The sequence below is a fragment of the Actinocatenispora sera genome (genome assembly GCF_018324685.1).
Taxonomy (GTDB): Bacteria; Actinomycetota; Actinomycetes; order Mycobacteriales; family Micromonosporaceae; genus Actinocatenispora; species Actinocatenispora sera.
The window spans coordinates 4,127,419-4,152,930 of sequence record NZ_AP023354.1 but is presented as its reverse complement, the minus strand read 5'-3'; the positions used below and the strand labels follow the sequence as shown (position 1 = coordinate 4,152,930).

Below are 25,512 nucleotides of genomic sequence, written 5' to 3'. Positions count from 1 at the left end.
TCAGACCTTCTCGATGCCGAGCTCGACCAGGGTGTCGTGCAGCGTGTCGAACAGGGCCGGCGCGGCCGCCAGGACCAGTTCGCGGCCGGCGGGCGCGCCGCGCAGCCCGGCCACCCGTACGCCCGCCTCGGTCGCGACCAGGCCGCCGGCGGCGTGGTCCCAGGGCTGGATGCCGCGCTCGTAGTAGGCGTCGACGCGCCCCTCGGCCACCGCGCACAAATCGAGTGCCGCGGCGCCGAACCGGCGGATGTCGCGCGCCAGCGGCAGCAGCCCGGCGACGACCTGGGCCTGCCGGGCGCGCCGCTGCCGGTCGTAGGCGAAGCCGGTGGCCACCAGCGCCTGCGCCAGTTCGGTCCGGCCGGGGCCGGTGAGGCGGATGCCGTCCCGGTAGGCGCCGCCGCCGCGGATCGCCGTGTACACCTCGCCGGACACCGGGTTGCGCACCACCCCGACGACCATCTCGCCGTCGATCTGGGCGGCCAGCGAGACCGCGTACTGCGGGATGCCGTACAGGTAGTTCACGGTGCCGTCGATCGGGTCGAGGATCCAGCGCACGGTACCGGCGCCGACCTCCGTACCGGCGTGGTCACCGCTCTCCTCGCCCAGGATCGCGTCGCCGGGCCGCGCCGCCAGCAGGCCGTCGACCACCAGCCGCTCGGCCGCCTTGTCCGCCGCGGTCACCACGTCGGTGGAGCTGCTCTTGGTGTCGACCTCGGTGATCGCCCGGTCCCGGCTGTCTCGCACCAGCGTGCCGGCCTGGCCGGTCAGATCGATCGCCAATTCGAGCAGTTGTTGCAGATCCACCGACACCGGACACCTCCGCCATCCCCGCGGCCATTCTGCGGCCGCTGCTGGTCCGACCGTATCGGCAGCGGCGCGAGCGCGTCCCGGCGGTACCGGCACGGACGGTACGGGACCGGCCGGAGCAGCCGCGCGAATGACGAAGAGGATGGCGCGACGAGACGAGCGTTACAATTCACGCCTGCCCCACGTGTGACGTCCCACATAGGGCCGGCTGCGCGTGGCGGCCCGGCCGCGCCTCGCCGGATCGACCGTGCATGTGTCGCCGCTCGGGAAGGTCGTCTGTGACAGAAGCAGAGCACGCAACCGATCGCGACCCGAACAAGGCCCGGCGACGCGGGGCCACCCACGCCGCCCGCTCGGTGGCCCCCGCATCCCGCGCGGTCGTCGGCCCGGCCGCGACGCCGAAGCCGCCGCCCGCCGCGAAGAAGAGCGCGAAGCCCGCCGCGAGGCGGCCTACCGCGAGGAAGAACGCCAAGGCCGCCGAGAAGGCGGCGCCGGCCACCAGCGACAAGCCGGCCAGCGACAAGGAGCCGGGCCACTCCGACTTCGACTGGGACGACGAGGACTCCACCGCGTTGCGGCAGGCGCGCAAGGATGCCGAGCTGACCGCGTCCGCCGACTCGGTCCGCGCCTACCTCAAGCAGATCGGCAAGGTCCCGCTGCTCAACGCGGCGCAGGAGGTCGATCTGGCCAAGCGGATCGAGGCCGGGCTGTACGCGGCGGAGCGGCTGCGCTGCGCGAGCGACGACGAGCTGGACGCCCAGGCGCTGCGCGACCTGCGCTGGGTGCTCCGGGACGGCGAGCGGGCCAAGGACCACCTGCTGGAGGCGAACCTGCGGCTGGTGGTGAGCCTGGCGAAGCGCTACACCGGGCGGGGCATGGCCTTCCTCGACCTGATCCAGGAGGGCAACCTGGGGCTGATCCGGGCGGTCGAGAAGTTCGACTACACCAAGGGCTACAAGTTCTCCACCTACGCGACGTGGTGGATCCGACAGGCGATCACCCGGGCGATGGCCGACCAGGCCCGCACGATCCGCATTCCGGTGCACATGGTCGAGGTGATCAACAAGCTCGGCCGGATCCAGCGCGAGCTGCTGCAGGACCTCGGCCGCGAGCCGACCCCGCTGGAGCTGGCCCGGGAGATGGACATCGCGCCGGACAAGGTCGTCGAGATCCAGCAGTACGCGCGGGAGCCGATCTCGCTCGACCAGACCATCGGCGACGAGGGCGACAGCCAGCTCGGCGACTTCATCGAGGACTCCGAGGCCGTGGTGGCGGTGGACGCGGTGTCGTTCTCGCTGCTGCAGGACCAGCTGCAGCAGGTGCTGCAGACGCTGTCGGAGCGGGAGGCCGGCGTGGTCCGGCTGCGGTTCGGGCTCACCGACGGCCAGCCGCGCACCCTGGACGAGATCGGCCAGGTGTACGGGGTGACCCGGGAGCGGATCCGCCAGATCGAGTCCAAGACGATGTCCAAGTTGCGTCATCCGTCCCGCTCTCAGGTACTTCGGGACTATCTCGACTGAGCGCCGGGCACCGGTCCGTTTTCACTCAGAGCGTAATTCCGCGCCAACGGCCCGTCGAAGGCCGTTCGGAGTCGACGGAACCGGTGCGGGCATGGCAGTCTGGCGGCACGGTCGGCTGTGACGTTTCTCCCCGGCCCCGATGCGGGGAACGACCGAGCCGCCGTCCGTGTTGCAGCATGTGTGAAGCAAGCACAGTGCCTGGCAGCCGGTCGGGCATCGAAGGCAGATCGGGGTTCCGAGGCGGCTCAGGCCGTTGTCGAGCCTCGACCGGTGACGAGCAGAGGAGGAGGCGTATGACCCCGACCCTGACCCCGCCGTCGGAGACGGCGGTGCCGCCGGCCGCCGGCGAGCAGTGCGACCGGTGTGGCGCAGCAGGCAAGCTCCGGGTGGCCGTCGCTGGCGGCGGTGACCTGGTGTTCTGCGGCCACCACGCGAACAAGTACGCCGAGCAGCTCGTCAAGATCGCCACCGACGTCTCGGTCGACCCCGAGCTCGACTGGCGCGGCACACCCCTGATGAGCGAAAACTGACCCCACGAAAGCCATAACAACCGCGAAACGCCCCGGACCGGTGGTCCGGGGCGTTTTGCCTGTCGCCTGCGCCCGCGACCGGTGGCCCTACCGCGGGCGCTCGCGACTGGGAGCCGGATCGCCGGCCCCTGCGGCTACCAGGAGCGGATCGTCGCGATGCGCTCCTCCAGCTGCTCGACGGTGGCCTGGGCGCTCGGCGGACCACCACACCGCTTGCGCAGCTCGGCGTGTACCTGACCGTGTGGCCGGCCGGTGCGGTTGTGCTCGGCCGCGACCAGCGCGTTGAGCTGGCGGCGCAGGTGCACCCGGCGCTCCGCGGTACTCATCGGGGCGGCCGGGCCGGACGGCGGTGCCGCGGGCGGCTTCTGCGTGCGCTGCCGGGCCAGCTGCTCGGCCTGCCGCTTGGACAGCAACGTCTGCACCTGGTCGGGGGTGAGCAGCCCGGGCAGCCCGAGGAACTCCTCTTCCTCCGGCGTCCCGGCGGCGATCGGGGTGCCGAACGAGGTCCCGTCGTAGATCACCTGGTCCAGCTCGGCGGTCGCGGACAGGTGCTCGACCCCGCGCTCCAGCTCGCCGGACGCGTCCTCGGTGCGCTGCGCCTCGGCCAGCGCGTCGTCGTCCCAGCCCTCCTTCTTCGGGGCGCCCAGGATGTGGTCGCGCTCGGCCTCCATCGCGCTGGCGAGCTCCAGCAGCGGGGTCACCGAGGGCAGGAACACGTTCGCGGTCTCGCCGGGCCGCCGGGCCCGGACGAACCGGCCGATCGCCTGGGCGAAGAACAGCGGCGTGGACGCGCTCGTCGCGTACACCCCGACGGCCAGCCGCGGGATGTCCACCCCCTCCGACACCATCCGCACCGCGACCATCCAGCGGGCGTCGGACGCGGCGAACTGAGCGATCCGGCCGCTCGCGCCGTCGTCGTCGGACAGCACCACCACCGCCGGCTCGCCGGTGATCGTGTGCAGCAGCTTCGCGTACGACCGGGCGGCGTTCTGGTCGGTGGCGATCACCAGGCCGGCGGCGTCGGCCATCCCGCCGGCGCGCAGCACCCGGAGCCGGTTGTCGGCCGCCCGCAGCACCTGCGGCATCCACTCGCCGCGCGGGTCCAGGGCGGTACGCCAGGCCTGTGCGGTGAGGTCCTTGGTCAGCGGCTCGCCGAGCCGCACCGCGAGCTCGTCGCCGGCGCTGGTGCGCCAGCGCGCCTCCCCCGAGTACGCCAGGAACATCACCGGGCGCACCACGCCGTCGGCGAGGGCGTCGGAGTAGCCGTACACGCTGTCCGCGGCCGAGCGCAGCAGCCCGTCCGGGCCCGGCTCGTACGACACGAACGGGATGGGATTGTCGTCGGAGCGAAACGGGGTACCGGTCAGCGACAGCCGCCGCACCGCCGGCTCGAACGCGCTGCGCACCCCATCGCCCCAGCTGCGGGCGTCACCGGCGTGGTGGATCTCGTCCAGGATCACCAGCGTGCGGCGGGTCATGGTGCGCCGCCGGTGCACCGCCGGCGCGATGCCGACCTGCGCATACGTCACCGCGGCCCCGTGGAAGTCGCTCGCGGTGTGCACGTCGGCGTTGCGGAACGCCGCGTCGAGCTGGATGCCGACCCGGGCCGCGGACTGCGCCCACTGGGTCTTCAGGTGCTCGGTCGGGGTCACCACGGTGACCGCCTCGACGGTACCGTCGGCGAGCAGCTCGGCGGCGATGCGCAGGGCGAACGTGGTCTTGCCGGCGCCGGGGGTCGCGACCGCGAGGAAGTCCTCCCGCGGGCGCCGCAGGTAGGCCACGAGTGCCCTCCGCTGCCACTCCCGGAGAGCCGGTCCGGCCTCGGTGGACGGTCTTTCCCGCGGCACGATGCACTCCCCCCGTCTCCGGCCGGCCCGGGCAGGCTGAACCGGCCTGCCCGACCGGCCTGGTGAACTCGACCTCTGCATCCCGGCTGTCGCCGGCCGCGGCGTGCGAGACCTCGCACCGCACGCGACCCGGCTGCGCGGCGCCGATGCGCGCCGCGGCCCGACGAAAGCCGCGGGCAAGCCTAGCGGGGGTCACCGACAAGCGTCTGCGACACCCCGGAAGCCGGGGACCTGACGCACACTGGGAAGGGAGACAACGTACCGTCTTGTCGATGGCATCGCGTGCAGCACCCGATGATGCCACCGTCGGGGGGTCTGCGCCGGTGGTGGGGATGCCGCGTACGCTCAGACGTCGCGTTTTCGCCGGGGTGCGCGCAGGGTTCGCGATCCTCGGCCGGACGCTCAGCAAAGCCTGGCACGACCGGATTCTCGGGATGTCCGCGGAGTCCGCGTTCTGGCAGCTGCTGTCGCTCCCCTCGATCCTGATCGCGCTGCTCGGCGCGCTCGGCTACGCCGCCCGCTGGATCGGGCCGGACACCGTCGAGCAGATCCGTGACTGGGGCATCGACACCGCCGGCAAGGTCCTCAACCCGCGGGTGGTCGACCAGGTCGTGGCGCCGGTGATGAGCCAGATCCTGGAGGAGAACCGTACCGACGTGATCGGGATCGGCACGATCATCGCGCTGTGGTCCGGTTCGTCGGCGACCGCGACGTTCGTCAACACCATCACCATCGCATACGGCCAGCGGGACCTGCGCGGCGCGGTCCGCAGCCGGCTGGTGGCGCTGCGGCTGTACCTGTTCACGGTCACCGCCGGGGTGGTCGTGCTGCCGGCCGTGGTGTTCGGCCCCGGGGCGCTGGACCGGCTGTTCTCCGGCAGCTGGCACGCGGTGATCTCCGCGGTCGTGCACGTGCTGTACTGGCCGGTGCTCGGGGTGGTGGTGTTCGCCGGGATCAGCACCTTCTACCACCTCGCGACACCGATCCGGCTGCGCTGGCGGCGGGCGTTCCCCGGCGCGGCAGTCGCGCTGGTGCTGTTCCTGATCCTGTCCTACGGGCTGCAGGTCTACTTCTCGACGATCGCGAACAACCTGCGGGTCTACTCGACACTCGCCGCGCCGATCCTGACCCTGATGTACTTCTACGCGCTGGCGTTCGCGATCCTGCTCGGCGCCGAGTTCAACGCGGCACTGGAGGAGCGCTGGCCCCGCGGTACCCGGCCGCGGCCCGGTCAGTGGTTCCGCGACCAGGTGCTCGGCCGCCGGGGCGGCGACCAGTCGAACGACCAGCCGGACGAGGAAGACTCCAAGGGGCCGGCACCGGCGGACAACCGCGACATGGTCGATGAACCCGCCGCAGACGACCGAGGAGTTGGCGCCGGGTACGAAGGGGCCGGCGGCCGGGCGGCCGGTGCCGGGAACGAGCCGGGTGACGGCCAACGGGCCGGCGCCAAGAACGAGCCGGGTGACGGCCAACGGGCCGGCGCCGGGAGCGAGCCGGCCGCGAACCTGTCGAGTGCGCCGCACGAACCGGCGGAGGCTTCGGCCGAGGACACCGAAGCGACCGGTCGACGCCGCGATGCGGGCCGGCGCCGAGCGGCCGGCCAGCGACGCGCCGCGTCCTGAGTCACGCCCGGCCGGCCCGACCGCGATGGGGTCAGTGCGCCATCGACTCGTAGATCTCCTTGCACCGCGGGCACACCGGCGAGCCCGGCTTCGGTGTCTTGGTGACCGGGAACTTCTCCCCGCACAGGGCGCGGACGAAGGTACCCATCACCGCACTTTCGGCGATCTTGTCCTTCTTCACGTAGTGGAACATGTCCGGACCGGTGTCGGTGTCGCTCTCCTCCGGCCGCACCTCGGTCAGCGTGCTCACATCAGCCTCCATGTCGATCCGCGCCGGTCGCGTCGCGGCGCCGCCCGGCAGTCCGGTCCGGTCCGGGCGTCCGGTCCAGTGTCTCAGGTGCACCACCCGCGCCGCCAACGCTGGTACGGGATGCCGGTACCGCTCGCCGATGCCGGGCTCGCGGCGAGCCGGCGCACACTGCGGGCGGTCCTGCGGCCCGGTGCCGTCGGGGCACCGTACCGTGGCCGCGTGACGTACGAGATCAGCTACGGCGACGAGGTCGCCGACGCGCTGCGGGCCGGCCGGCCCGTGGTGGCCCTGGAAAGCACGATCATCTCGCACGGGCTGCCCCGCCCGGACAACCTGCGGGTGGCCCGCCAGATCGAGCAGCAGGTCCGCGCCGGTGGCGCGGTACCGGCGACGATCGGGATGCTCGCCGGCCGGATCGTGGTCGGCCTGGACGACGCCGGCGTCACCGAACTGGCCGAGCGCAACGACGTGGCGAAGCTGTCCGTACGCGATCTCGCCCCCGCCGCCGCCGCCGGCGCGCACGGCGCCACCACCGTCGCCGCGACCTCGGCGATCGCCGAGGCGGCCGGGATCGGCGTGTTCGCCACCGGTGGCCTGGGCGGCGTGCACCGGCAGGCCCGCGACACCTGGGACGAGTCGGCCGACCTCGCCGCCCTGTCGCGCACCTCGATCTGCGTGGTCAGCGCCGGGGTCAAGTCGATCCTGGACGTACCGGCGACGCTGGAGCGGCTGGAGACCCTCGGCGTGACGGTGCTCGGCTACCGCACCACCCGGTTCCCCGGCTTCTACCTCAGCGACTCCGGCCACCCGGTCGACTGGCGGGTCGACTCGGCCGAACAGATCGCCGCGGTCCTCGCCGCCCGCCGCCAGCAGGGCGTGCACCGCGGCGCGGTGCTCGTCACCAACCCGCTGCCGACCGACGAGCAGATCGATCCGGAGCTGCACGACCGGGTCCTGCACGAGGCGCTGGAGCGGCTCGACGCGGCCGGGGTGACCGGTCACGACGTCACCCCGTACCTGCTGTCGTACCTGCACGAGCACACCGGCGGGGAGAGTCTCGCGGTCAACGTACGGATCATCCTGCGCAACGCCGAACTGGCCGCGGCCATCGCCGTGGCGTCCGCCGATGCCGGCTGATCACCCCGCGGCACGCCCCGGAGCCGAAGCCACGGTCGGCGCCGGTGCATCCGTGGCCGGCCCCGGCGCCGGCGACTCCAGGGCCAAAGCTGGAGCCGGCGCGAACGACGCCGAGGCCCGAGCTGAGGCTGCCGAGGACGGGGGTGCGCCGGCGGGGCGGGTGCTGGTGGTCGGTGACATCGCCACCGACGTGGTAGCGGTACTGCCGGCGCCGCTCGCCGGTGGTCTCGCGCTCGGCACCGACACCGCGGTACGGATCGGGTTGACCCCCGGCGGCTCCGCGGCGAACACGGCGACCTGGCTCGCCGGTACCGGCACCCCGGTGACGCTGATCGCCGCGGTCGGTGCCGACTCGGCCGGCGACGCGCGGCTGGCCGAGCTGTCCGCCGCCGGGGTACGGCCGGCGGTCGCCCGGGTTGCCGCGGCGACCGGCGCGATCGTGGTGCTCAGCGACCCGCAGGAACGCACCATGCTGTGCGACCGGGGCGCGAACCAGTTGCTGCCGGTCGAGCACGTCGTCGCCGCGGTGCGCGCGGCCACCAGCGCCGGCTCCCCCCGCGACGCCGGCGGGTCCGGCTCGGCCGGCGATGCTGGTGCGACCGGCGGGGCCGGTGGGGCGGCGTGGCTGCACCTGTCCGCGTACCCGCTGTTCGATCCCGGTTCGGCGCCGGCCGCGCTGGCCGCGCTGGCGACGGCGCGGGCGGCTGGCCTGCGTGTCAGCGTGGACGCCGCGTCGGCCGGCCCGCTGGCCGCGGCCGGTACCGCCGCGCACGACTGGCTGCGCGGCATCGACCTGCTGTTCGCCAACCTCGACGAGGCACGGGTGCTGGTCGGCGACCCGGCCGCCGACCCGGTCGACGCCGGGCACCGCCTGACCCGCCTGGCCCGGACGGTGGTGGTGAAGCTGGGTTCCGCCGGGGCGATCCGGGTCGACGGCGACCGGGTGGTGCGCGTCGATGCGGTCCCGGTCGAGGTGGTGGATCCGACCGGCGCCGGCGATGCGTTCGCCGCCGGCCTGCTCGCGGCGGAGCTGGCCGGGGCCGACCCGGCGGCGGCACTGCGGGCCGGCGCCGCACTCGGCGCCCGGGCGGTGTCCCAGCTCGGCGCCCGCCCCTGACCGAGGCGGGCGGTGTCCCAGCTCGGCGCCCGCCCCTGACCGAGGCGGGCGGTGTCCCGGCTCGGCGCCCGTCCGGACCGGCGCCCGTGTCCTGCGCCCTTGATCGGCGAGGCAGCGGCGCACCGGCCATCGATCGGCACCGGGCGGCGGGGTTCTACCCCTACGTCCTCACGGGTTGTCGTCTGGGTCGAACGTGCGGTGCTCTGCCGTGGGCAGCGAGGCGGCGGTGGACTGCTCGTCGCCGGGCCGGCCCCGCCGCATCCGGCCGCGCAGGGTGTGCTCGCTGCGCGCTGGGCGGTCGTTGGCGATGATCACCGCCATCCACGGCAGCAGCACCATGCCGACCACGCACAGCGACGACCAGACACCCCAGAGCGGCACCCGGTAGTAGGCCAGCAGCGCGCCGGTGATCAGGCAGACCACTCGGAGCCCCATCATCACCGCGTATCGGATCTCACGCGAATGCAGCTGTTGGTCCTGGCTTTTCTCCGCGTCGGTGATCAGCACCGGCCGGGTCGCGGAGCGCTTCACCTGTGCCTCGATTCACCTCGGCGTTCGTCCCTTTCCGATCCTCCCACTTACCGCACCGATCAACACCCCGACCCCGGCAGCGAGTGGCACTGCGGCGAGGATGGGTGGGTGATCGAACCGTTGCTGGGTACCGACGGGGCCGCCCGCCTGCGGGCCGACCTGCTCGCTGCGGACTTCACCGACGCCGGGCTGACCGCGCGGCTGGACGCCGGTACCGCCGGAGCGGTGCGCCGGGGCGAGGCGGCCCGGGTCCGGCGCCGGCTGGCGACCGCCGACGATCCGCTGGCCGTCCTGGTTCGGCTGTTCCTGGCCGGCGCGCGGGTGCCGGTACCGGTCGCGGCGGCGGCGCTGCCGTCGGTACCGCTGGAGTCGGCGATCGCCGCCGGCCTGCTCGTCGCGGACGGCGACACGGTGCGCGCCGGGGTCGAGGTCCAGCCGTACGGCGACGTGGACGCCGCCGAGCCGTGGTGGATCGTGGCCGACCTGCCCGCCGCGCTGCGGGACGGGCCGCTCCCCCGAGACCACGTGCTCGGTGTCGGTGGCGCCTCGACCACGCTCGCCCTCGCCACCATGCGTACCCCGGTGCGCACCGCGCTGGATCTGGGCACCGGGTGCGGGGTGCAGGCGCTGCACCTGTCCCGGCATGCGGGCACGGTCACCGGTACCGACATCAGTACCCGCGCGCTGCGGTTCGCGGCGACCACCGCGGCGCTGTCCGGCCAGCGGTTCGAGCTGCTCGCCGGTGATCTGGTCGCGCCGGTCGCGGGCCGTCGGTACGACCTGGTGGTGAGCAACCCGCCGTTCATCGTCGGGCCGACCGAACGGGCGCACTACACCTACCGGGACTCCGGCCGGGCCGGCGACGCGGTCGTCGCCGAGCTGATCGCGGCACTGCCGGCGCTGCTCGCCGACGGCGGCCACGCCCAGTTCCTGGCCAACTGGATCCACCCGGCGCGCGGCGACTGGGCGCAGCGGCTCGCCGAGCTCATCGCGCCCACCGGCCTGGACGCCTGGGTGATCCAGCGCGAGGTCAGCACCCCCGAGGAGTACGTCCGGCTCTGGCTCGCCGACACCGGCGAGGACGGCACCCCGGCCGGTCTGACCGCGGCCTCCGCGGCGGGAAACACGTCGGCCGGTCTCCCTGCGGCCTCCGCGGCGGGAAACACGTCGGCCGACGACTGGCTGGACTGGTTCGCCGCGGAGGGTATCGAGGCGGTCGGGTTCGGGATCGTGTCGCTGCGCGCCGGTGGCCACGCCGACCCGACGATCCGCATCGAGGATCTGCGACAGCCCACCGATCCGATCGGCGGCCTGGTACCGGAGTGGTTCGCCCGGGCCGACTGGCTGCGCGCGCATCCGGGGACGGCGCTGCTGGGGGCCAGGCTGCGGCCGGCGGACACGCTCGCGCTGCACACCGAGTCGCGGTTGACCGACGACGGCTGGGCCGGACAGGTGCGCCGGTTCGCGCTGGACTCCGGCGCCCGGTACGTCGAGGAGACCGACGAGCTGGTGGCGGCGCTGGTGGCCGGGTGCCGCGGGTTGCCGCTCGGGGACGTGCTGGACCTGCTCGCCGCCGGCTACGGGCTGGACCGGGACCTGCTGGTCGCGACCGCGGTGCCGGTGGTGGCCGGGCTGATCGAGCGTGGCATCCTGCTTCCCGCGAACTGACCGGCCAGACCGACCACGAGCGGGCCGGGCCGGAGAACGGAGACATTCATGCGGGCCGTGGTGCAGACGGTGAGCCGGGCCGAGGTGACCGTGGACGGCGAGTCGGTCGGGAAGATCACCGACGGGCTGTTGATCCTGCTTGGCGTCACGCACACCGACACCGCGGCGGTGGCGGCGAAGCTCGCGGCGAAGGCGTACCGGATGCGGATCATGGACGGCGAGCGCTCCGCCGCCGACCTCGCCGCCCCGGTGCTGGTGGTCAGCCAGTTCACCCTCTACGCCGACACCCGCAAGGGCCGCCGGCCGTCCTGGAACGCCGCCGCGCCGGCCGAGCTGGCGGAACCGATGGTGGACGCGTTCGTCGCGGCGTTGCGGGACCTCGGCGCGACGGTGGCCACCGGCCGGTTCCAGGCGCACATGCTGGTCGACTCGACCAACGTCGGGCCTCGCACGATCCTGCTGGAGGAGGACGCCCCGGCCTGACCGGCCGGGTCACAGGGTGGTGGTCAGCAGCGCCAGGGTCGGCAGGACCAGCAGGGTCGCGGCGGCGGCGAGCAGCAGGGAGCGCAGCCGGGCGGAGCGGCGCGGCGGATCGAGCAGCCGGTCGACCCGGGCCAGCACGGCGCCGGTACCGGTGGCGGCCAGCGCACCGTCCGGCGCGTGTGCGGCCGCGCCGAACCGGGCCAGCGCGCAGGCGAGCACCGTACGGTCGCAGTCGGCGCAGGCGCGGTCGTCGGCGACCATCTCCACCAGCCGGTCGACCGCGGTCCGGGAGCGGCGCACGGTCGGCAGCCAGGGCAGCGCCTTCGACCAGGCGGCGAACGGCAACACCACCAGGTCGTGCCGCTCGGCCAGGTGGGCGCGCTCGTGCGCGAGCACCGCGGCGAGCTCCTCGTCGTCGAACAGCTCCACCGCGCCGGAGGTCAGCACCACCCGGGGCGTGCCGCCGGGCAGGCAGTATGCGGCCGGGGCCGGGTGATCGAGCACCAGCGACTCGCGTTCCGCCGCCCCGGCCGCGGGGCCGGGCTGCAGCGGCCGGCCGACCAGGTCGACCATCCGCCGGTGCCGGCCACGGGCGCGCACGGTGCGCCAGGTGGACAGCGCCAGCACGCCCAGCAGCCGGGCGGTCAGCACCAGCGCGACCAGCAGCACCACGGTGTGGAACGGACCGAGCCCGCCGGTCGGGTCACCCGCGAGCAGGTGGGCGAAGAAGACCCGGAACGCGCCGAGCAGCGTGTCGGACAGCGGCGCGACTGCCACCGCGGCGGCGGCGCCGAGCACCGCCAGCCCGGCCGACAGGCCCACCGCCTGCCACAGCACCAGGGTGGCCCGCGGTTCCGCGGCCGCCCACCGGGCTCGCGGCAGCAGGTGCGAGACCGGGCCGAGCAGGGCAACGGCGAGCAGCGTCAGCGCGACCACGGTCAGCGTCATGACTCAACCGTCTCGCGCCCCGGAGCGCCGCCGCAAGGCCTCGACCAGAGATGCCGCCAACTGTTCGGCCTCACCGGCGCTGACCTGCTCGGCGAACGAGGCGAGCGCGGCGGTGCGGTCCTCGGCGGTGTCCAGCGCCTCGTGCATCAGCATCGCGGCGTGCTGCTCGCGGGTCGCGGTCGGCCGGTACCGGTGGGCCCGGCCGTCCCGGTCCCGCGAGACGAGGTCCTTGCGCTCCAGCCGGGACAGCACGGTGAGCACCGTGGTCGCGGCGAGATCCCGGTCGGGCAGCGCCGCCACGATGTCGCGGGCGGTGCACGAGTCGGGTGCCGACCAGAGCACCTCCATCACCGCTCGCTCCAGCTCGCCGAGCCGAGCCATTCCGGTCCCCTTTCCGCCGGCGTGTACGAGCACGATTCTACGCACCGTAGAAAGATCGCGGCGAACCCGGGGCCTCGCGTTGCCCCTGGTACAAGATCCACGACCGGGGTTGCGCGGGCATGGTGCGATTGCCGTGCCGAGTCCATCCGCGCGACCTCACACGGATCTCACGTCCGCCTCACCGTGGTTTCACGCCACCGCCGGGACCCTGGAAGGGCAGAACCAGGCACACCGACACGGGGAGGCGAAAACCGGTGGCCCTTCCGCTGGCCGAGGAGTCCGCGACCATCTGGAACAACAGCACACCGGACCGCTCGGCGGACCGCGGCACGACCGGCGATCTGGTCCGGGCCTACCTGAACGGCATCGGCCGCACCCGGCTGCTCACCGCAGCCGAGGAGGTCGAGCTGGCCAAACAGATCGAGGCCGGACTGTTCGCCGAAGAGAAGCTCACCAACGGCCCGCTCGACGACGCCGACCTGCGCGCCGACCTGGCCACGCTCGTCGACGAGGGGCGTGCCGCGAAGAAGCGGCTGCTGTCGGCCAACCTGCGGCTGGTCGTCTCGATCGCCAAGCGCTACACCGGCCGCGGCATGCCGTTCCTCGACCTGATCCAGGAGGGCAACCTCGGGCTGATCCGGGCCGCGGAGAAGTTCGACTACACCAAGGGCTTCAAGTTCTCCACCTACGCGACCTGGTGGATCCGGCAGGCGATCACCCGCTCGATGGCCGACCAGGCCCGCACCATCCGCATCCCGGTGCACATGGTCGAGCAGGTCAACCGGATGGTCCGGGCCCGCCGCGAGCTGACCGCCTCGCTCGGCCGCGAGCCCAGTCACGACGAGATCGCCGCCGAGCTCGACATCACCCCGTTCCAGGTGCTGGAGCTCGCGTCGTACGACCGGGATCCGGTCAGCCTGGACCAGACGGTCGGCGAGGACGGCGAGTCCACCCTGGGCGACTTCCTCTGCCGCACCGAGGACGTCACCGACGACGACACCGTCTCCTACAGCCTGCTGCGGCACACGATGGAGCGGGTGATCGGCGCCCTGACCGACCGGGAGCGCACCGTCATCCGGCTGCGCTACGGGCTCGACGACGGCCGGCAGCGCACCCTCGACGAGGTGGGTCACGAGTTCGGCCTGTCCCGCGAGCGGATCCGCCAGATCGAGAAGCACACCCTGATCAAGCTGCGCGAGCCGGGCACCGCCGAGCTGCTCCGCGAGTACGTGTCCTGACCCGCACCACCACGATGCCCCGGACCATCTCCGGCCCGGGGCATCGCCGTTTCTCGCCCCGGCTGCGATCGTGGTGGCATGTCGACGTTCCCGATCCTCATGCACACCGCGATCGACACCACCGACTGCCGGGGCCTCGCCGAGTTCTACCGCCGGTTCCTCGGCCTGCGGTACCGACCGGGCGACGAGCTGCCCGCCGACGGCGCCGACGACGCGGACTGGTTGGTGCTGGTCGACTCCGCGGGTGGCCGGGTGCTGGCGATCAACAAGGTCGACGCGCTGGCGCCGGCGACGTGGCCGTCCGACGCGGTGCCGAAACAGCTGCACCACGACTTCCGGGTGTCCAGCGTGGCGGAACTGGAACGGCAGCGGCGCCGGGCCGAGGCGCTCGGGGCGACGTTGCGGTACGACCGCAGCGACGACCCGGACGAACCGCTGTACGTGCTCGCCGATCCGGCCGGCCACCCGTTCTGCTTGCTCGTCGGCCAGGCGTAGCGGCCCGTTCCGCTGGCCTGCGTCGGCCGGGCGTAGCGGCGCTCTCCGCTGGTCTGTTGCCGGACGGGCGAAGCGGCCCGCTCCGCTGGCCTGGGTCGACCGGGCGTAGCGGCGCCCTCCTTGGAGCCGGGCGTCGCGGCGCGCTCCCCCGGCCAGACGTCCGCGCCTCCGGACGGGTACGGCGGTCCCGGACAGTGCAGCACCGGCGGGCGCAGGTCGACCGACCGGCGTTCAGCGCAGCCGGCGGGGGCCGGTGTCGGGGCGGGAGCCGGGCGGGCCGACGTGCACGGTGGCATGCAGGGTGGCCACCCCGTCGGCACCGGCGAGCACCGGGTTGAGCTGCACCGCGCGTACCTCGGGCTGCTCGTCGGCGAGCAGGCCGAGCCGGACCAGCAGGTCGGTGAGCGCGCCGAGATCGGCGTCGGTGCCCCGCGCGGGCAACGGGTCGTCCGGGGACACCGGCCGGCCGAACAGCAGCGGGGCCGCGAGCGGCGCCCGTACCAGCGCCTCGGCGTCCGAGCTGGACAGCGGCGCGGCCCGCCAGGCGTGGTCGCCGAACAGGTCGGTGGCGACGCCGGCCAGGCCGAACCCGACGACCGGCCCGAACGCCGGGTCCTCCACCAGATCCACCACGCAGGCCACGCCCGGCGGGCGCATCCGCTGCACCATCACCGCGATCCCGGTGCCGAAGCGGGTGGCCATGTCGGCGTACGCGCGGCGCACGTCGCCGGCGTCGGACAGCTCCAGCCGCACCCCGCCGAGATCGAGCCGGTGCCGCAGCGGACCCTCCGCCACCTTCAGCGCGACCGGGTAGCCGAGCCGGTCGGCGGCGGCGATGGCGCCGGCGCCGTCGGTGGCGCGGATGGAGGGCTCCACGGCGATGCCGTACCGGGCGAGGATCGGTGCGGCGGCGTCGTCGGGAAGCGCGACCCCGGCCGGGTACTCGGCGAGCGCGGTGGCGATCAGCCGGCGGGCGGCGGCCGGGTCGGTATCGGGCAGCACCGGCACCCGACCGGCGGGCTGGCGACGCCACTGCGCGTACCGGGCGACCCGGGCCAGCGCGCGCACCGCCTCCTCGACCGAGTCGTACGCCGGGACGGTGCCGGGGCCGGGGCCGCCGTCCGGCCCGGGGCGGACGAGCTTGGCCTGGGCCGGCTCGCCCGCGGTGGCGCGGCCCGCGGTGGCGGCGACATCGCCGGCGACGAAGGTGGCGACGACCGGCTTGCTGCCACCGGCGGTCTCGGCGACCAGTACCTCGGCGTAGGCGGCCGAGGGCACCGCGAGCGGTGGCACGAACACCGCGACGAGCGCGTCGATCGTCTCGTCGGCGACGGCGCGGCGCAGCGCGGTGGCGAACTGGTTCGCGGTGGCGGACGGACCCACGTCGACCGGATAGCCCGCCGGTACGGTCAGGTCGGCGGCGGTGAGCGCCTCGACCGCGAGCACGCCCAGCGCGGTGGAGTTGCCGACCACGCCGACCCGGCGGCCGCCGGGCAGCGGCTGGTGGGCGAGCAGCAGCCCGACGTCGAACAGTTCCGGCACGGTGTCGACCCGGATCACGCCGGAGCGGGCGAACAGCGCCTCGACCGAGCGTTCGTCCGGTGCCGGGCCGACCCCGGCCAGCGCCGGCGGCCGGGACCGGCCGGCGACCGCCACCACCGGTTTGCGCCGGGCCAGCCGGCGGGCCAGCCGGGCGAACTTGCGCGGGTTGCCGAACGTCTCCAGGTACAGCAGCACCAGGTCGGTGCCCGGGTCGTCCAGCCAGTACTGCAGCAGGTCGTTGCCGGACACGTCGGCCCGGTTGCCGGCGGACACGAAGCTCGACAGGCCGAGCCGGCGACGGTGCGCCTCGGCCAGCAGCGCCACCCCGAGCGCGCCGGACTGGCAGAAGAACCCGGCCCGGCCGCGGTCCGGCAGCGCCGGCGCGAGTGTCGCGTTGAGCCGCAGGTCGGGGTCGGTGTTGGCGATGCCGAGGCAGTTGGGGCCGACGATGCGCATCCCGTTGGCGCGCGCGGCGGTGACCACCTCGCGCTGCCGGGCGAGGCCCTCGGCGCCCTGCTCGCCGAACCCGGCCGAGACGATGACCAGCGCGTACACCCCGGCGTGGGCGCAGTCGGCGACGACCGCGCCGACCGCCTCGGCCGGTACCGCGACCAGCGCCAGGTCGATGGGCTCCGGCGCGGCCGCCACCGACGGGTACGCGCGCAGCCCGCGGACCGTCTTGGCGGTCGGGTGGATCGGCACGATCGTGCCGGTGTAGCTGCCCGCGGTCAGGTTGCGCAGCAGCGTGTGCCCGATCGTGCCCGGCCGGGTGGAGGCGCCGACCACGGCGACGCTGCGCGGGGTCAGCAGCCGGCGGATCGCGGCCGCCTCGGTGCGCTGCTCGCGGTCGCGGGCCACCTCGACGGACCGTTCGGTCGGCGCGACCTCGAACGTCAGGTGCACCACGCCGTCGGCGTAGCTGCGGTCCACCGTGTACCCGGCGTCGGAGAAGACGCGCAGCATGGTGCCGTTCTCCGGGAGCACCTCGGCGACGAACCGTGCGATGTGCTCCTGCCCGGCCGCCGCGGTCAGGTGCTCGAGCAGGACCGAGCCGAGTCCCCGACCCTGGTGGGCGTCCTCGACCACGAAGGCCACCTCGGCCTCGTCGGCGTCGATCCGCTCGTACCGGCCGACCGCGATCAGCTCGCCGCCGAGCTCGGCGACGAACGCCTCCCGGTCGTGGTGGTCGACGGTGGTGAACCGGCGCAGGTCGCGTTCCGGGATCCGCGGGTACGGCGAGAAGTAGCGCAGGTACCGGGTGCGTTCGGAGAACCGGGAGTGCATCGCGACGATGCGCGGCGCATCCTCGGGGCGGATCGGCCGCAGGTGCACGGTGCCGCCGTCGGCGAGCACGACGTCGGCCGCACGGTCGGCCGGGTAACCGTCGGCGGTCTCGTCGGCCGGGCGATCGACCGGGTGGTCGTCGGCCGGGCGGTGGGCCGGGTGGTCGTCGGCGACCATCGCGGCTCAGTCCCTCGGGTCGTACGGGTCGAGGCCGAGCAGCGGGAACACCGCGCGCCGGGTGGCGAGCACGGCCCGGTCGACCGCGTCGGCCGGCTCCCCCGGATCCCACGGGCGGTGCGGTACGGTCGCCGCCGCGGCGCCCGGGAAGTCGCTCATGGTGGCCGGCGGGTGTCCCTGCGGGCAGCGGGCCTCGGCCAGCGCGCGCCAGGTCGCCGGGGTCGGGGTGTCCGGCTCGATCGGGGTGCCGGTGAGGATCGCGAGCAGGTGCGTCCAGGCCCGCGGTACCGCCTCGACCAGCGCGTACCCGCCTCCGCCGAACGCGAGCCAGCGGCCGCCGCAGACGGTCTCGGCCAGCTGCTCCAGCGCCAGGTAGGCGGTGCGCTGGCAGTCCACCGACAGTCGCAGGTCGGCCAGCGGATCGGCCCGGTGCGCGTCGGCGCCGCACTGGGTGACGAGCAGCTGCGGCTTGAACGCCCGGACCGCGCCGGGCACCACGGCGTGGAAGGCGCGCAGCCAGCCGCCGTCGCCGGTACCGGGGGGCAGGGCGACGTTGACCGCGCTGCCGGGGGCGCGTTCCCCGCCGGTCTCGGTGGGGAAACCGGTGCCGGGGAACAGCGCGTACGGGCTCTCGTGCAGGCTGATCGTCAGTACCCGGGGGTCGTCGTAGAACACGTGCTGCACGCCGTCGCCGTGGTGCACGTCGACGTCCACGTACGCGATGGACTCGGCGCCGGCGTCCAGCAGGGTGCGGATCGCGATCGCCGGGTCGTTGTAGACGCAGAAGCCGCTGGCGTGGTCGGGCATCGCGTGGTGCAGCCCGCCGGCGATGTTGACCGCGCGCCGGGTGGGGCCGGACCAGACCGCCTGCGCGGCGGCCACGCTGGCGCCCACGATCAGCGCGCTCGCCTCGTGCATCTGGGGGAACACCGGATCGTCGGCGGTGTTGAGGCCGTGCCCGGTGACGGCCGGGTCGACGGACGCCGCCCGTACCGCGGCGAGGTAGTCGTCGGTGTGCACCAGCCGCAGCGTGGCGTCGTCGGCGGGGGTCGGCGCGAGCAGCCGGACACCGGGGCGGTCCAGCACGCCGAGCTCGCGCGCCAGTGCCATGGTCAGCTCGACCCGGACCGGGTTCAGCGGGTGGTCGCCGAAGTCGTAGCGCAGCAGCTCCGGTGCCCACATCACGGTGGTCTGCGGCGGCGCCGCGCCGGCCGTGTCCGCGTTGTCCCGCATTGCCACATCCCTCGCCTCACCGACCTCCTCATCGTGTCATGCGATCGGGCCGCCGGGCCCGATGGTCCGCGCCGTCGAGGCATGCCGGGCGGCGCGGCGGGCATCCGAAGGGACCGGGTGCCTGCGTCGGGTACGGCGCGGGCCGGGCGCCCGGCGCTAGAGTGTGAGGAATTCTCACATCGGCGGGCCGAGGGAGGATGTCATGGCAGGGCAGTTTCCGACCGACTTCGTCTGGGGCGTGTCCACGTCCGCCTACCAGATCGAGGGCGCGGTGGACGCCGACGGCCGCGGCCGGTCGATCTGGGACACCTTCTGCGCCGAGCCGAACCGGATCGCCAACGGCGAGACCGGGGAGACCGCCTGCGACCACTACCACCGGTACCGCGACGACGTGGCGCTGATGGCCGACCTCGGCGTCGGCGCCTACCGGTTCTCGGTCGCGTGGCCGCGGGTGCAGCCAACCGGCAGCGGCCCGGTCAACGCCGCCGGCCTGGACTTCTACGACCGGCTTGTGGACGAGCTGCGCGCGCACGACATCGCCCCGATGCTCACCCTGTACCACTGGGACACGCCGCAGCCGGTCGAGGACGCCGGCGGCTGGACCACGCGCGACACCGCGCGCCGGTTCGCCGACTACGCCGCGCTGGTCGCGGACCGGCTCGGCGACCGGGTGGCGTACTGGGTGACGCTGAACGAACCGGCGATGATGACCATGCTCGGCTACGGGGTCGGCGTGCACGCGCCGGGCCGGCAGCTGCTGCTCGACGCGCTGCCCACCGCCCACCACCAGCTGTACGGGCACGGTCTGGCGGTCGCCGCGCTGCGCGCCGCGGGCGTGGCCGGCCGGATCGGCATCGCGAACAACCACACCCCGGTGGTACCGGCCGGGGCGACGCCGGGCGCCGAGCCGGGGCCCGCCGATCGCGCCGCGGCCGACGCGTACGACGTGCTGCACAACCGGCTGTTCGCCGACCCGGTGCTGCTCGGCCGCTACCCGAGCGCGCCGGCCGGCTTCGCGTCGCTGGACGAGCTGGCCGCCGACACCGCGGCGCTCGCCACGATCGCCGCTCCGCTGGACTTCTACGGCGTCAACTACTACCAGCCGACCCGGATCTGCGCGCCGGACGCGCTGGCCGCGGAGCTTCCGCCGGAGTTGACCGACTCGCTACCGCCGCTGCCGTTCGGGTTCGCCCCGTTCGACGACTCCGTGCCGCGCACCGGGTTCGGCTGGCCGTCGGTACCGCCCGGCCTGACCGACCTGCTCACCGGGCTGACGGAGCGGTACGGCACCCGGCTGCCCCCGCTGTACGTGACCGAGAACGGCGCGAGCTACCCGGACGAGCCGGCCGCCGACGGCACGGTGGCCGACCCAGAGCGGGTCGAGTACCTGACCGGCCACGTGGCCGCGCTCGCCGCGGCCCGCGACGCCGGGGTCGACGTCCGCGGCTACTTCGTCTGGTCGCTGCTGGACAACTTCGAGTGGGCCGCCGGTTACGGGCAGCGGTTCGGCCTGGTGCACGTCGACTATCCGACTCAGCGCCGCACCCCGAAGTCCTCGTACCACTGGTACCGCGACCTGATCGCCACCGACCGTCCACAGTAGACATATCAGCACCGCCGGGCGGCCTCAGGCGAGCAGTACCGGTGCTCGACCGCGGTCGAGCACGACCACCCGCCCGGACAGCGTGTCATCCACGACGAGCCGCTCGACCTGTTCGGTGATCCGCGCCAGCGGTATCGGCGGCGGCTCGGTGGCGAGTTCGGCCGCCGTCAACCGCTCGGTGGCGATCCAGTCCGGGGCGAGGCAGTTGATCCGCACCCGCGGATCGAAGTCACGCATCGCGGTCGTGAAGCGCAGCAGCCCCGCCTTGGCCACGGCGTACTCCGGCCAGCGGTGCGCGTCCGGCCCCCACGCCGCCGACGAGGCGAGGTTCACCACCGCACCGGCGCCGGCGGCACGCATGCCGGGCAACGCCGCCTGGGTGGCGCGCATGGCGGCCACCAGGTTGACCGTCAGGGTCAGCTCCCACAGCTCCGAGGCGGCATCGGGGTAACGCCACGGTGCCCGCGCGCCGCCACCCGCGTTGTTGACCAGGATCGTCGGGGCGACGTCTCCGACCAGCTTGCCGAGCCCGTCGCCGTCCGCGACGTCGAGGTGGACGTAACGCACCGCGCTGCCACCGAGTCGCTGGGTCTCGCGACCGCCCGGGTCGTCGATGTCGGCGGCGACCACGGTGGCGCCCCGCCGGGCCAGGGCGAGTGCGATGGCCCGGCCGGTTCCTACGGCAGCCCCGGTGACCAGGGTCGTGCTGTCCGCGATGTCCATACCCCAGTGCTACCCCGGTGCCCTGACAGAACACGGCAGGGCGGCGGAGGGCACCCGAATGGTGGCCCGGGTCCGCACGGCGTCCCGGCAACGCGGCCGGCTGGTCAGCCGATGCGGGCGAGGAGGGCGCGGACGCCGGTGTTGAAGCGTTCCGGCGCCTCGACCGGGGTGAGGTGGCCGGCGCCGGGAATCCGGCGCAGCCGGGCGCCCGGGATCGCGTCGGCCATCCGGGCTGCCTCGGCCGGTCCGGCCAGCGCGTCGTCCTCCCCGACCACCACCAGCGTCGGCACCGTGACGCCGGCGAGCAGGTCGGTGGCGTCGCGGCGTACCGCCATCGCGCGCTCGGCCCACGCCACCGCCGCCGGTGGCGCCGCGACCGCGGTGGCGGCGACCCGCTCGTACACGTCGGGGCGCTGCCAGCGGGTGGTCCCGCCGATCAGGTTCGGCACCACCTCGCGGCGTAGCGGCTCGCTGGAGCCGGCCCGTTCGACCGCATCGGCGATGCGCCGCCGGTTCGCCGCCGCCTCGTCGGTGTCCGCGGTCGCCTTGGTGTCGGCAAGCAGCAGGCCGGCCAGCCGCTCCGGGTACCGGCGCAGGAACGCCAGCGCCACGTAGCCGCCCATCGAGATGCCGCCGAGCACCACGGTCTCCAGGGACAGCGCATCGAGCAGCTCGCGAAGATCGTCGACCACCACGTCCAGGTCCGGGTCGGCCCGGCCCAGCTCGGTGCTGTCGCCGAAGCCGCGCTGGTCGGGGGTGATGACTCGGGCGTGGGCGGCCAGCCCGTCGCGTTGCGCCGCCCACATCGCCGCGTTCAGGGGAAACGCGTGCAGCAGGACGAGCGGTACGCCGTGGCCGGCCTCGGTATGTCCGATCCGCATCGTCCTATCCTGCCGGTACCGGTCCGCTTCGTGCAGCGCAGGGGCCGGGTGGCCGGTCCACCGGTTCCGGCGGGCCGGCCTCGGCGGCGGCCGGCCGGTGCCGCCTCACCGGCGGGGTCACTCGCCGGGCGCGGCGTCGCCCGGGGTCGGGTCGGGCAGCGGCTTGCCGGCGAACGCGGCGACGGTGCGGTTCGCGTACGCGGAGGCGTCGCCGAACTCCATCGGGCCGTCGAAGGAGCGGGGCAGCGGCGCGGACTCGGGCGCGACCCGGCGCACGATCTCGTCCAGGATCAGCTCCGAGTGACCCACCCACAGGTGCTTGCCGCCGGGCACGCCGACCACCTCGGCCTGCGGGATCGCGGCGAACCGCCGCCTGGCCTCGGCCGGCCGCAGGTAGTCGTCGAACTCCGGCACCAGCGCGGTCACCGGCCGGCCGGACGCCGCCCAGGCGGCCAGGTGCTCGGGCTTCGCGTACCGCAGCGGCGGGGACAGCAGGATCAGCCCGCGCACGGCCGGGTCACATCCGTACATCAGGGCCAGATCGGTGCCGAACGACCAGCCCACCAGCCACAGTTCCGGCAGATCGTGAAACTCCGCGTACTCGATCGCGGCGGCCACGTCGTACCGCTCCGCCACTCCGTTGTCGAAGCTGCCGCCGGAGGTGCCGCGCAGGCTGCTGGTGCCCCGGGTGTTGAACCGCAGCACCGCGACGCCGGCCAGCGCGGGCAGCCGCCAAGCCGCCTTGCGGTACAGGTGGGAGTCCATCATGCCGCCGTGGGTGGGCAGCGGATGCAGGCAGATCAGCGTCGCCACCGGCGGCCGGTCGACCGGGGTGGCGAGCTCGCCGACCAGCGTCACGCCGTCGGCGGTGGTCAGCTCGATGTCGGTCCGGGTGGCCGGCAGGATCGAATTGGCCCGGATCACAGCACTCACGATCCCCCAGTCTGTCACGCGCCGTCGCCCGGCCGGCTGCTGCGCCGGGCGACGGTGGCGCAGGTCGTACCGACCGGTCAGCCGCCGGTGAAGGGCCTGGTCGACCACGTCTCCGGCCGGTCCGGTACGCCGGTGACGTGCAGGCCGTTCGCCACTGCGAGCAGCGGGCCGTCGGGGGCGTTGCCCCCGACCTCGACGGTGTTGAAACCGTGCAGCCCGGTGACCCGCATCGTGGTGAAGCCGTTGCGGCGCAGCACGATGCCCGACCGGCCCTGGATCGTGCAGGTGCCGTCGGCCTCGTCGGCGGGCATCTGCGAGTGCATGTCGGAGAACGAGACGTCGATGGTCCGCTCCGCGGCATGCACGTACAGCTTCGCGGCGTAGTGCGGCGCACCGTCGTACCAGTCGACGCCGATCTCGCAGCTGCGCAGCGCGGCGCCGGCCGGGGCACTGCCCAACCGGGCCGGCAACGAGCACTGGTACACCGCGTCGAGCCGCACCCCGGCGGCGATCCGGACGGCTTCCGCCCGGCTGCGGCCGGTGGCGTCGATCCACACGCCGGGCCGCGGCTGCCACACCACCGACCACTGGCCGGGCTCGCGGTACAGCGTCGCCTGGTGGCCGCCGATCGTGGTCGTGCCGGACCGGTCCGCGGCCCGCAGGTTGCCGACGGCTTTCCGGCTGTGTGCCGCGGTCACCGCGAGCTGCAGCCCGCCCGCGTCCACCCGGACGGTCTCCACGCCGGTGTTGATGCGATCGCTCTGCCAGGTCATCGAATGGGTCGCGGGCGGGGTCCAGGTCAGGCCCAGGTGGATCAGCATCGGATCGCTGGCCAGTACGGACGGATCGGCCTGGACGGTCTTCTGCCCGGTCGCCGCCGGCGGGGCGAGGATCCGGCCGCTCGGTGCCTCGCTCGGCGACGCCCCGACCGAGGCCGTGGCCGACGGTGCGCCACCGGGCATCGCCCGGTGGTCGCTCGGCCGGTCGAGGACGGTCGGCGCGCCGGCCACCGCCACGACCGCCACGACCGCCGCGGTCGTGGCGCCGAACGCCACGCGACGCCGCCGGCGCAGGCGCCGACCCCGGTCGGTGACGGTGGGCAGCAGGTCCAGGCCCGGCCCGGTCTCGGCGGCCTCGGTGAGTGTGCGGGTGATCCGGTCTTCCAGGTCGTCGGTCACGACGCCCTCCTGTCTCGGGCGAGCGCACGGTCCGGCTCCGCGACCGCGGAACGCAGGGCAGCCAGCGCCCGCATGGCATGGGTGCGTACGGTGACGGCCGAACAGTTGAGGATCTTCGCGATGCGCGCGTCGTCGAGGTCCTCGTAGTAGCGCAGCACCACCACGGCGCGCTGCTGCCGGGGCAGCCGGATGATCTCGCGCCACAGCGCGTCCCGCTCCGCGGCCCGGGCTTCCGGCCCGGCGACCGACTCGTACCCGCCGCCGCCGGTCTCGACCTCCGCCGGTCTCTCCCGGTTCGACCGCCGTCGCCACCAGGACGCCCGCGCGTTGATCACGCACCGCCGAACGTACTCGTCCGGTGCGTCGTTGCGCACGATGTGTCGCCACCGGACGTACGCCCGGGCCAGCGCCTCCTGGGTGAGATCCTCGGCGAGCCGCCGGTCCCCGGTCAGCAGGTGCGCGAATCGAACCAGCGCCGCACCACGGGCCCGCACGTACTCCTCGAACTCCACCGCGACCTCCATCCACCGGTCCTGCCGTCGGATGGTTGACGCGGTGCCGGCCGTGTTCTGTTGACCTGGTGGCGCGATCCGCCGGTCAGCCGTACCGCGGGGCGTTGCGGGAGCGCTGGATCACCGGGCCGCGCCGCAGCCGGGCCCGCCAGCAGGCGGTGTGCCAGTGCCTCCGGTCGTCGATCCGCCCCTCGGGCCAGCAGACCAGGTGGCCGGCCCCGGCACGGATCTCCTGGTCGCAGCCGGGACAGCGGTACGTCTTGCCGCTGCTGCCGCTGACCGCGCGCACCCGCCACTGCCCGTCCGGCCAGTTCTCCAGGGTGTCGACTCCGTGCCGGGACCGGTCGATATCGACCGGCGTCACCGCCGGATGGCGTCGGTTGCGTCGCGGACTCACGCCGTCAAGCGTATTTGAGCCCACCGCCCGGGCCACCCGACGGCCGGTCGGCGGGTGGCACCACGGGGCCCCGAGGTCTAGTGGCGGCGCATGCCGTACACGACGTTGATCAGGACCAGGCCGGCCCAGATGATCACGATGCCGATCAGGGTCGAGCCTTGCAGCTGGGTGGCGATGCCGGTCAGCGGGATGCCCGCGCCGATCGAGACGATCGCCAGGACGAACGGGGTGTGGTCGACGCCGCTGGGCTGGCGCTGCGGCGGGGGCGGCGCTGGTGCTGGCATCGGCGGCGGCACGGGCTGGGTGCGGGCCAGCCGCTCGTCCACCCGGCGGTCGATCTCCTGCCCGGTGCGCTCCAGGAACGCCCGGATGACCGCCTCCTCGGCGTCCGGTCCCAGCGCCCTGCGGGCTGCGATCGAGCCCGCCACGTCATCCATCGAAGGCCCCTCGGCCTCGGCACCCTCCGGCATGC

Annotated in this window: 25 protein-coding genes; 10 read left to right on the top strand and 15 right to left on the bottom strand. The window is 74.2% G+C overall.

Annotated features, from left to right (window positions below; all coding sequences use genetic code 11):
• Entirely contained in the window at positions 1–810 is an 810-nt protein-coding gene (locus Asera_RS19825) for an inositol monophosphatase family protein (protein ID WP_030444732.1), read from the bottom strand.
• Between the two features lie 164 nt (positions 811–974).
• Between Asera_RS19825 and Asera_RS19820 the strand changes: the two genes are divergently transcribed.
• Positions 975–2,327, top strand: a complete 1,353-nt coding sequence (locus tag Asera_RS19820) for an RNA polymerase sigma factor (protein WP_425305987.1) — start codon at positions 975–977, stop codon at positions 2,325–2,327.
• A 293-nt stretch (positions 2,328–2,620) separates the two neighbouring features.
• Positions 2,621–2,857, top strand: coding sequence for a DUF7455 domain-containing protein (locus Asera_RS19815; RefSeq protein ID WP_030444734.1), 237 nt, complete (start codon positions 2,621–2,623; stop codon positions 2,855–2,857).
• 134 nt (positions 2,858–2,991) lie between these two features.
• Here the strand turns inward: Asera_RS19815 and Asera_RS19810 are convergent, their stop codons facing one another.
• Entirely contained in the window at positions 2,992–4,704 is a 1,713-nt protein-coding gene (locus Asera_RS19810) for a DEAD/DEAH box helicase (RefSeq protein WP_030444735.1), read from the bottom strand.
• 332 nt (positions 4,705–5,036) lie between these two features.
• Between Asera_RS19810 and Asera_RS19805 the strand changes: the two genes are divergently transcribed.
• Positions 5,037–6,329, top strand: a complete 1,293-nt coding sequence (locus Asera_RS19805) for a YihY/virulence factor BrkB family protein (RefSeq protein ID WP_169745800.1) — start codon at positions 5,037–5,039, stop codon at positions 6,327–6,329.
• A gap of 31 nt (positions 6,330–6,360) precedes the next feature.
• Here Asera_RS19805 and Asera_RS19800 read toward each other — a convergent pair whose 3' ends face one another.
• Complete coding sequence (locus Asera_RS19800) at positions 6,361–6,591, bottom strand: DUF3039 domain-containing protein (RefSeq protein WP_030444737.1); 231 nt, start codon at positions 6,589–6,591, stop codon at positions 6,361–6,363.
• Between the two features lie 207 nt (positions 6,592–6,798).
• Between Asera_RS19800 and Asera_RS19795 the strand changes: the two genes are divergently transcribed.
• Positions 6,799–7,716 carry a pseudouridine-5'-phosphate glycosidase gene (locus tag Asera_RS19795; RefSeq protein ID WP_030444738.1) on the top strand — a complete coding sequence of 306 codons (918 nt, stop codon included), beginning with the start codon at positions 6,799–6,801 and terminating at the stop codon, positions 7,714–7,716.
• A 160-nt stretch (positions 7,717–7,876) separates the two neighbouring features.
• Positions 7,877–8,833, top strand: a complete 957-nt coding sequence (locus Asera_RS19790) for a carbohydrate kinase family protein (protein WP_030444739.1) — start codon at positions 7,877–7,879, stop codon at positions 8,831–8,833.
• Between the two features lie 168 nt (positions 8,834–9,001).
• On the opposite strand, the gene Asera_RS19785 is transcribed toward Asera_RS19790, so the two are convergent.
• A complete protein-coding gene (locus Asera_RS19785) occupies positions 9,002–9,364 on the bottom strand; it encodes a DUF3099 domain-containing protein (RefSeq protein WP_051801744.1) in 363 nt (120 codons plus the stop codon).
• A 108-nt stretch (positions 9,365–9,472) separates the two neighbouring features.
• Between Asera_RS19785 and Asera_RS19780 the strand changes: the two genes are divergently transcribed.
• Together Asera_RS19780 and dtd are read left to right on the top strand one after the other, a co-directional pair.
• A complete protein-coding gene (locus Asera_RS19780) occupies positions 9,473–11,032 on the top strand; it encodes a DUF7782 domain-containing protein (protein WP_244843949.1) in 1,560 nt (519 codons plus the stop codon).
• Positions 11,033–11,080: 48 nt separating this feature from the next.
• Entirely contained in the window at positions 11,081–11,515 is a 435-nt protein-coding gene (gene dtd / locus Asera_RS19775) for a D-aminoacyl-tRNA deacylase (protein WP_030444742.1), read from the top strand.
• Between the two features lie 9 nt (positions 11,516–11,524).
• On the opposite strand, the gene Asera_RS19770 is transcribed toward dtd, so the two are convergent.
• Entirely contained in the window at positions 11,525–12,463 is a 939-nt protein-coding gene (locus tag Asera_RS19770) for a M56 family metallopeptidase (protein ID WP_030444743.1), read from the bottom strand.
• A gap of 3 nt (positions 12,464–12,466) precedes the next feature.
• Positions 12,467–12,844: a BlaI/MecI/CopY family transcriptional regulator gene (locus Asera_RS19765; protein WP_030444744.1), complete on the bottom strand. Its 378-nt coding sequence runs from the start codon at positions 12,842–12,844 to the stop codon at positions 12,467–12,469.
• A 266-nt stretch (positions 12,845–13,110) separates the two neighbouring features.
• Here Asera_RS19765 and sigB point away from each other — a divergent pair, with 266 nt between their 5' ends.
• Together sigB and Asera_RS19755 are read left to right on the top strand one after the other, a co-directional pair.
• Complete coding sequence (gene sigB, locus Asera_RS19760; RefSeq protein WP_051801783.1) at positions 13,111–14,082, top strand: RNA polymerase sigma factor SigB; 972 nt, start codon at positions 13,111–13,113, stop codon at positions 14,080–14,082.
• Positions 14,083–14,160: 78 nt separating this feature from the next.
• On the top strand, positions 14,161–14,577 hold the full coding sequence (locus Asera_RS19755) for a VOC family protein (RefSeq protein WP_030444746.1): 417 nt from the start codon (positions 14,161–14,163) through the stop codon (positions 14,575–14,577).
• A gap of 231 nt (positions 14,578–14,808) precedes the next feature.
• On the opposite strand, the gene Asera_RS19750 is transcribed toward Asera_RS19755, so the two are convergent.
• Together Asera_RS19750 and Asera_RS19745 are read right to left on the bottom strand one after the other, a co-directional pair.
• Positions 14,809–17,580, bottom strand: a complete 2,772-nt coding sequence (locus tag Asera_RS19750; protein WP_084130949.1) for a bifunctional acetate--CoA ligase family protein/GNAT family N-acetyltransferase — start codon at positions 17,578–17,580, stop codon at positions 14,809–14,811.
• Positions 17,581–17,586: 6 nt separating this feature from the next.
• Positions 17,587–18,813, bottom strand: a complete 1,227-nt coding sequence (locus Asera_RS19745; protein ID WP_051801746.1) for an acetoin utilization protein AcuC — start codon at positions 18,811–18,813, stop codon at positions 17,587–17,589.
• Between the two features lie 202 nt (positions 18,814–19,015).
• On the opposite strand from Asera_RS19745, the gene Asera_RS19740 reads away from it, so the two are divergent.
• Positions 19,016–20,416, top strand: coding sequence for a GH1 family beta-glucosidase (locus Asera_RS19740; RefSeq protein ID WP_030444749.1), 1,401 nt, complete (start codon positions 19,016–19,018; stop codon positions 20,414–20,416).
• Positions 20,417–20,440: 24 nt separating this feature from the next.
• Here the strand turns inward: Asera_RS19740 and Asera_RS19735 are convergent, their stop codons facing one another.
• The 7 genes from Asera_RS19735 to Asera_RS19705 form a co-directional block, all read right to left on the bottom strand.
• Positions 20,441–21,139, bottom strand: coding sequence for an SDR family NAD(P)-dependent oxidoreductase (locus tag Asera_RS19735; RefSeq protein WP_051801747.1), 699 nt, complete (start codon positions 21,137–21,139; stop codon positions 20,441–20,443).
• A 104-nt stretch (positions 21,140–21,243) separates the two neighbouring features.
• On the bottom strand, positions 21,244–22,020 hold the full coding sequence (locus Asera_RS19730) for an alpha/beta fold hydrolase (RefSeq protein WP_030444751.1): 777 nt from the start codon (positions 22,018–22,020) through the stop codon (positions 21,244–21,246).
• Between the two features lie 117 nt (positions 22,021–22,137).
• Positions 22,138–22,953, bottom strand: coding sequence for an alpha/beta hydrolase (locus Asera_RS19725; protein ID WP_030444752.1), 816 nt, complete (start codon positions 22,951–22,953; stop codon positions 22,138–22,140).
• A 77-nt stretch (positions 22,954–23,030) separates the two neighbouring features.
• Positions 23,031–24,131, bottom strand: coding sequence for a hypothetical protein (locus Asera_RS19720; protein ID WP_030444753.1), 1,101 nt, complete (start codon positions 24,129–24,131; stop codon positions 23,031–23,033).
• Positions 24,128–24,655: a SigE family RNA polymerase sigma factor gene (locus Asera_RS19715; protein ID WP_030444754.1), complete on the bottom strand. Its 528-nt coding sequence runs from the start codon at positions 24,653–24,655 to the stop codon at positions 24,128–24,130. Before Asera_RS19715 ends, Asera_RS19720 begins: the two co-directional genes overlap by 4 nt.
• A 73-nt stretch (positions 24,656–24,728) precedes the next feature.
• Positions 24,729–25,040 carry a hypothetical protein gene (locus Asera_RS19710; RefSeq protein WP_051801749.1) on the bottom strand — a complete coding sequence of 104 codons (312 nt, stop codon included), beginning with the start codon at positions 25,038–25,040 and terminating at the stop codon, positions 24,729–24,731.
• A 77-nt stretch (positions 25,041–25,117) separates the two neighbouring features.
• On the bottom strand, positions 25,118–25,477 hold the full coding sequence (locus Asera_RS19705; protein ID WP_157034635.1) for a hypothetical protein: 360 nt from the start codon (positions 25,475–25,477) through the stop codon (positions 25,118–25,120).
• Positions 25,478–25,512 lie beyond the last annotated feature (35 nt).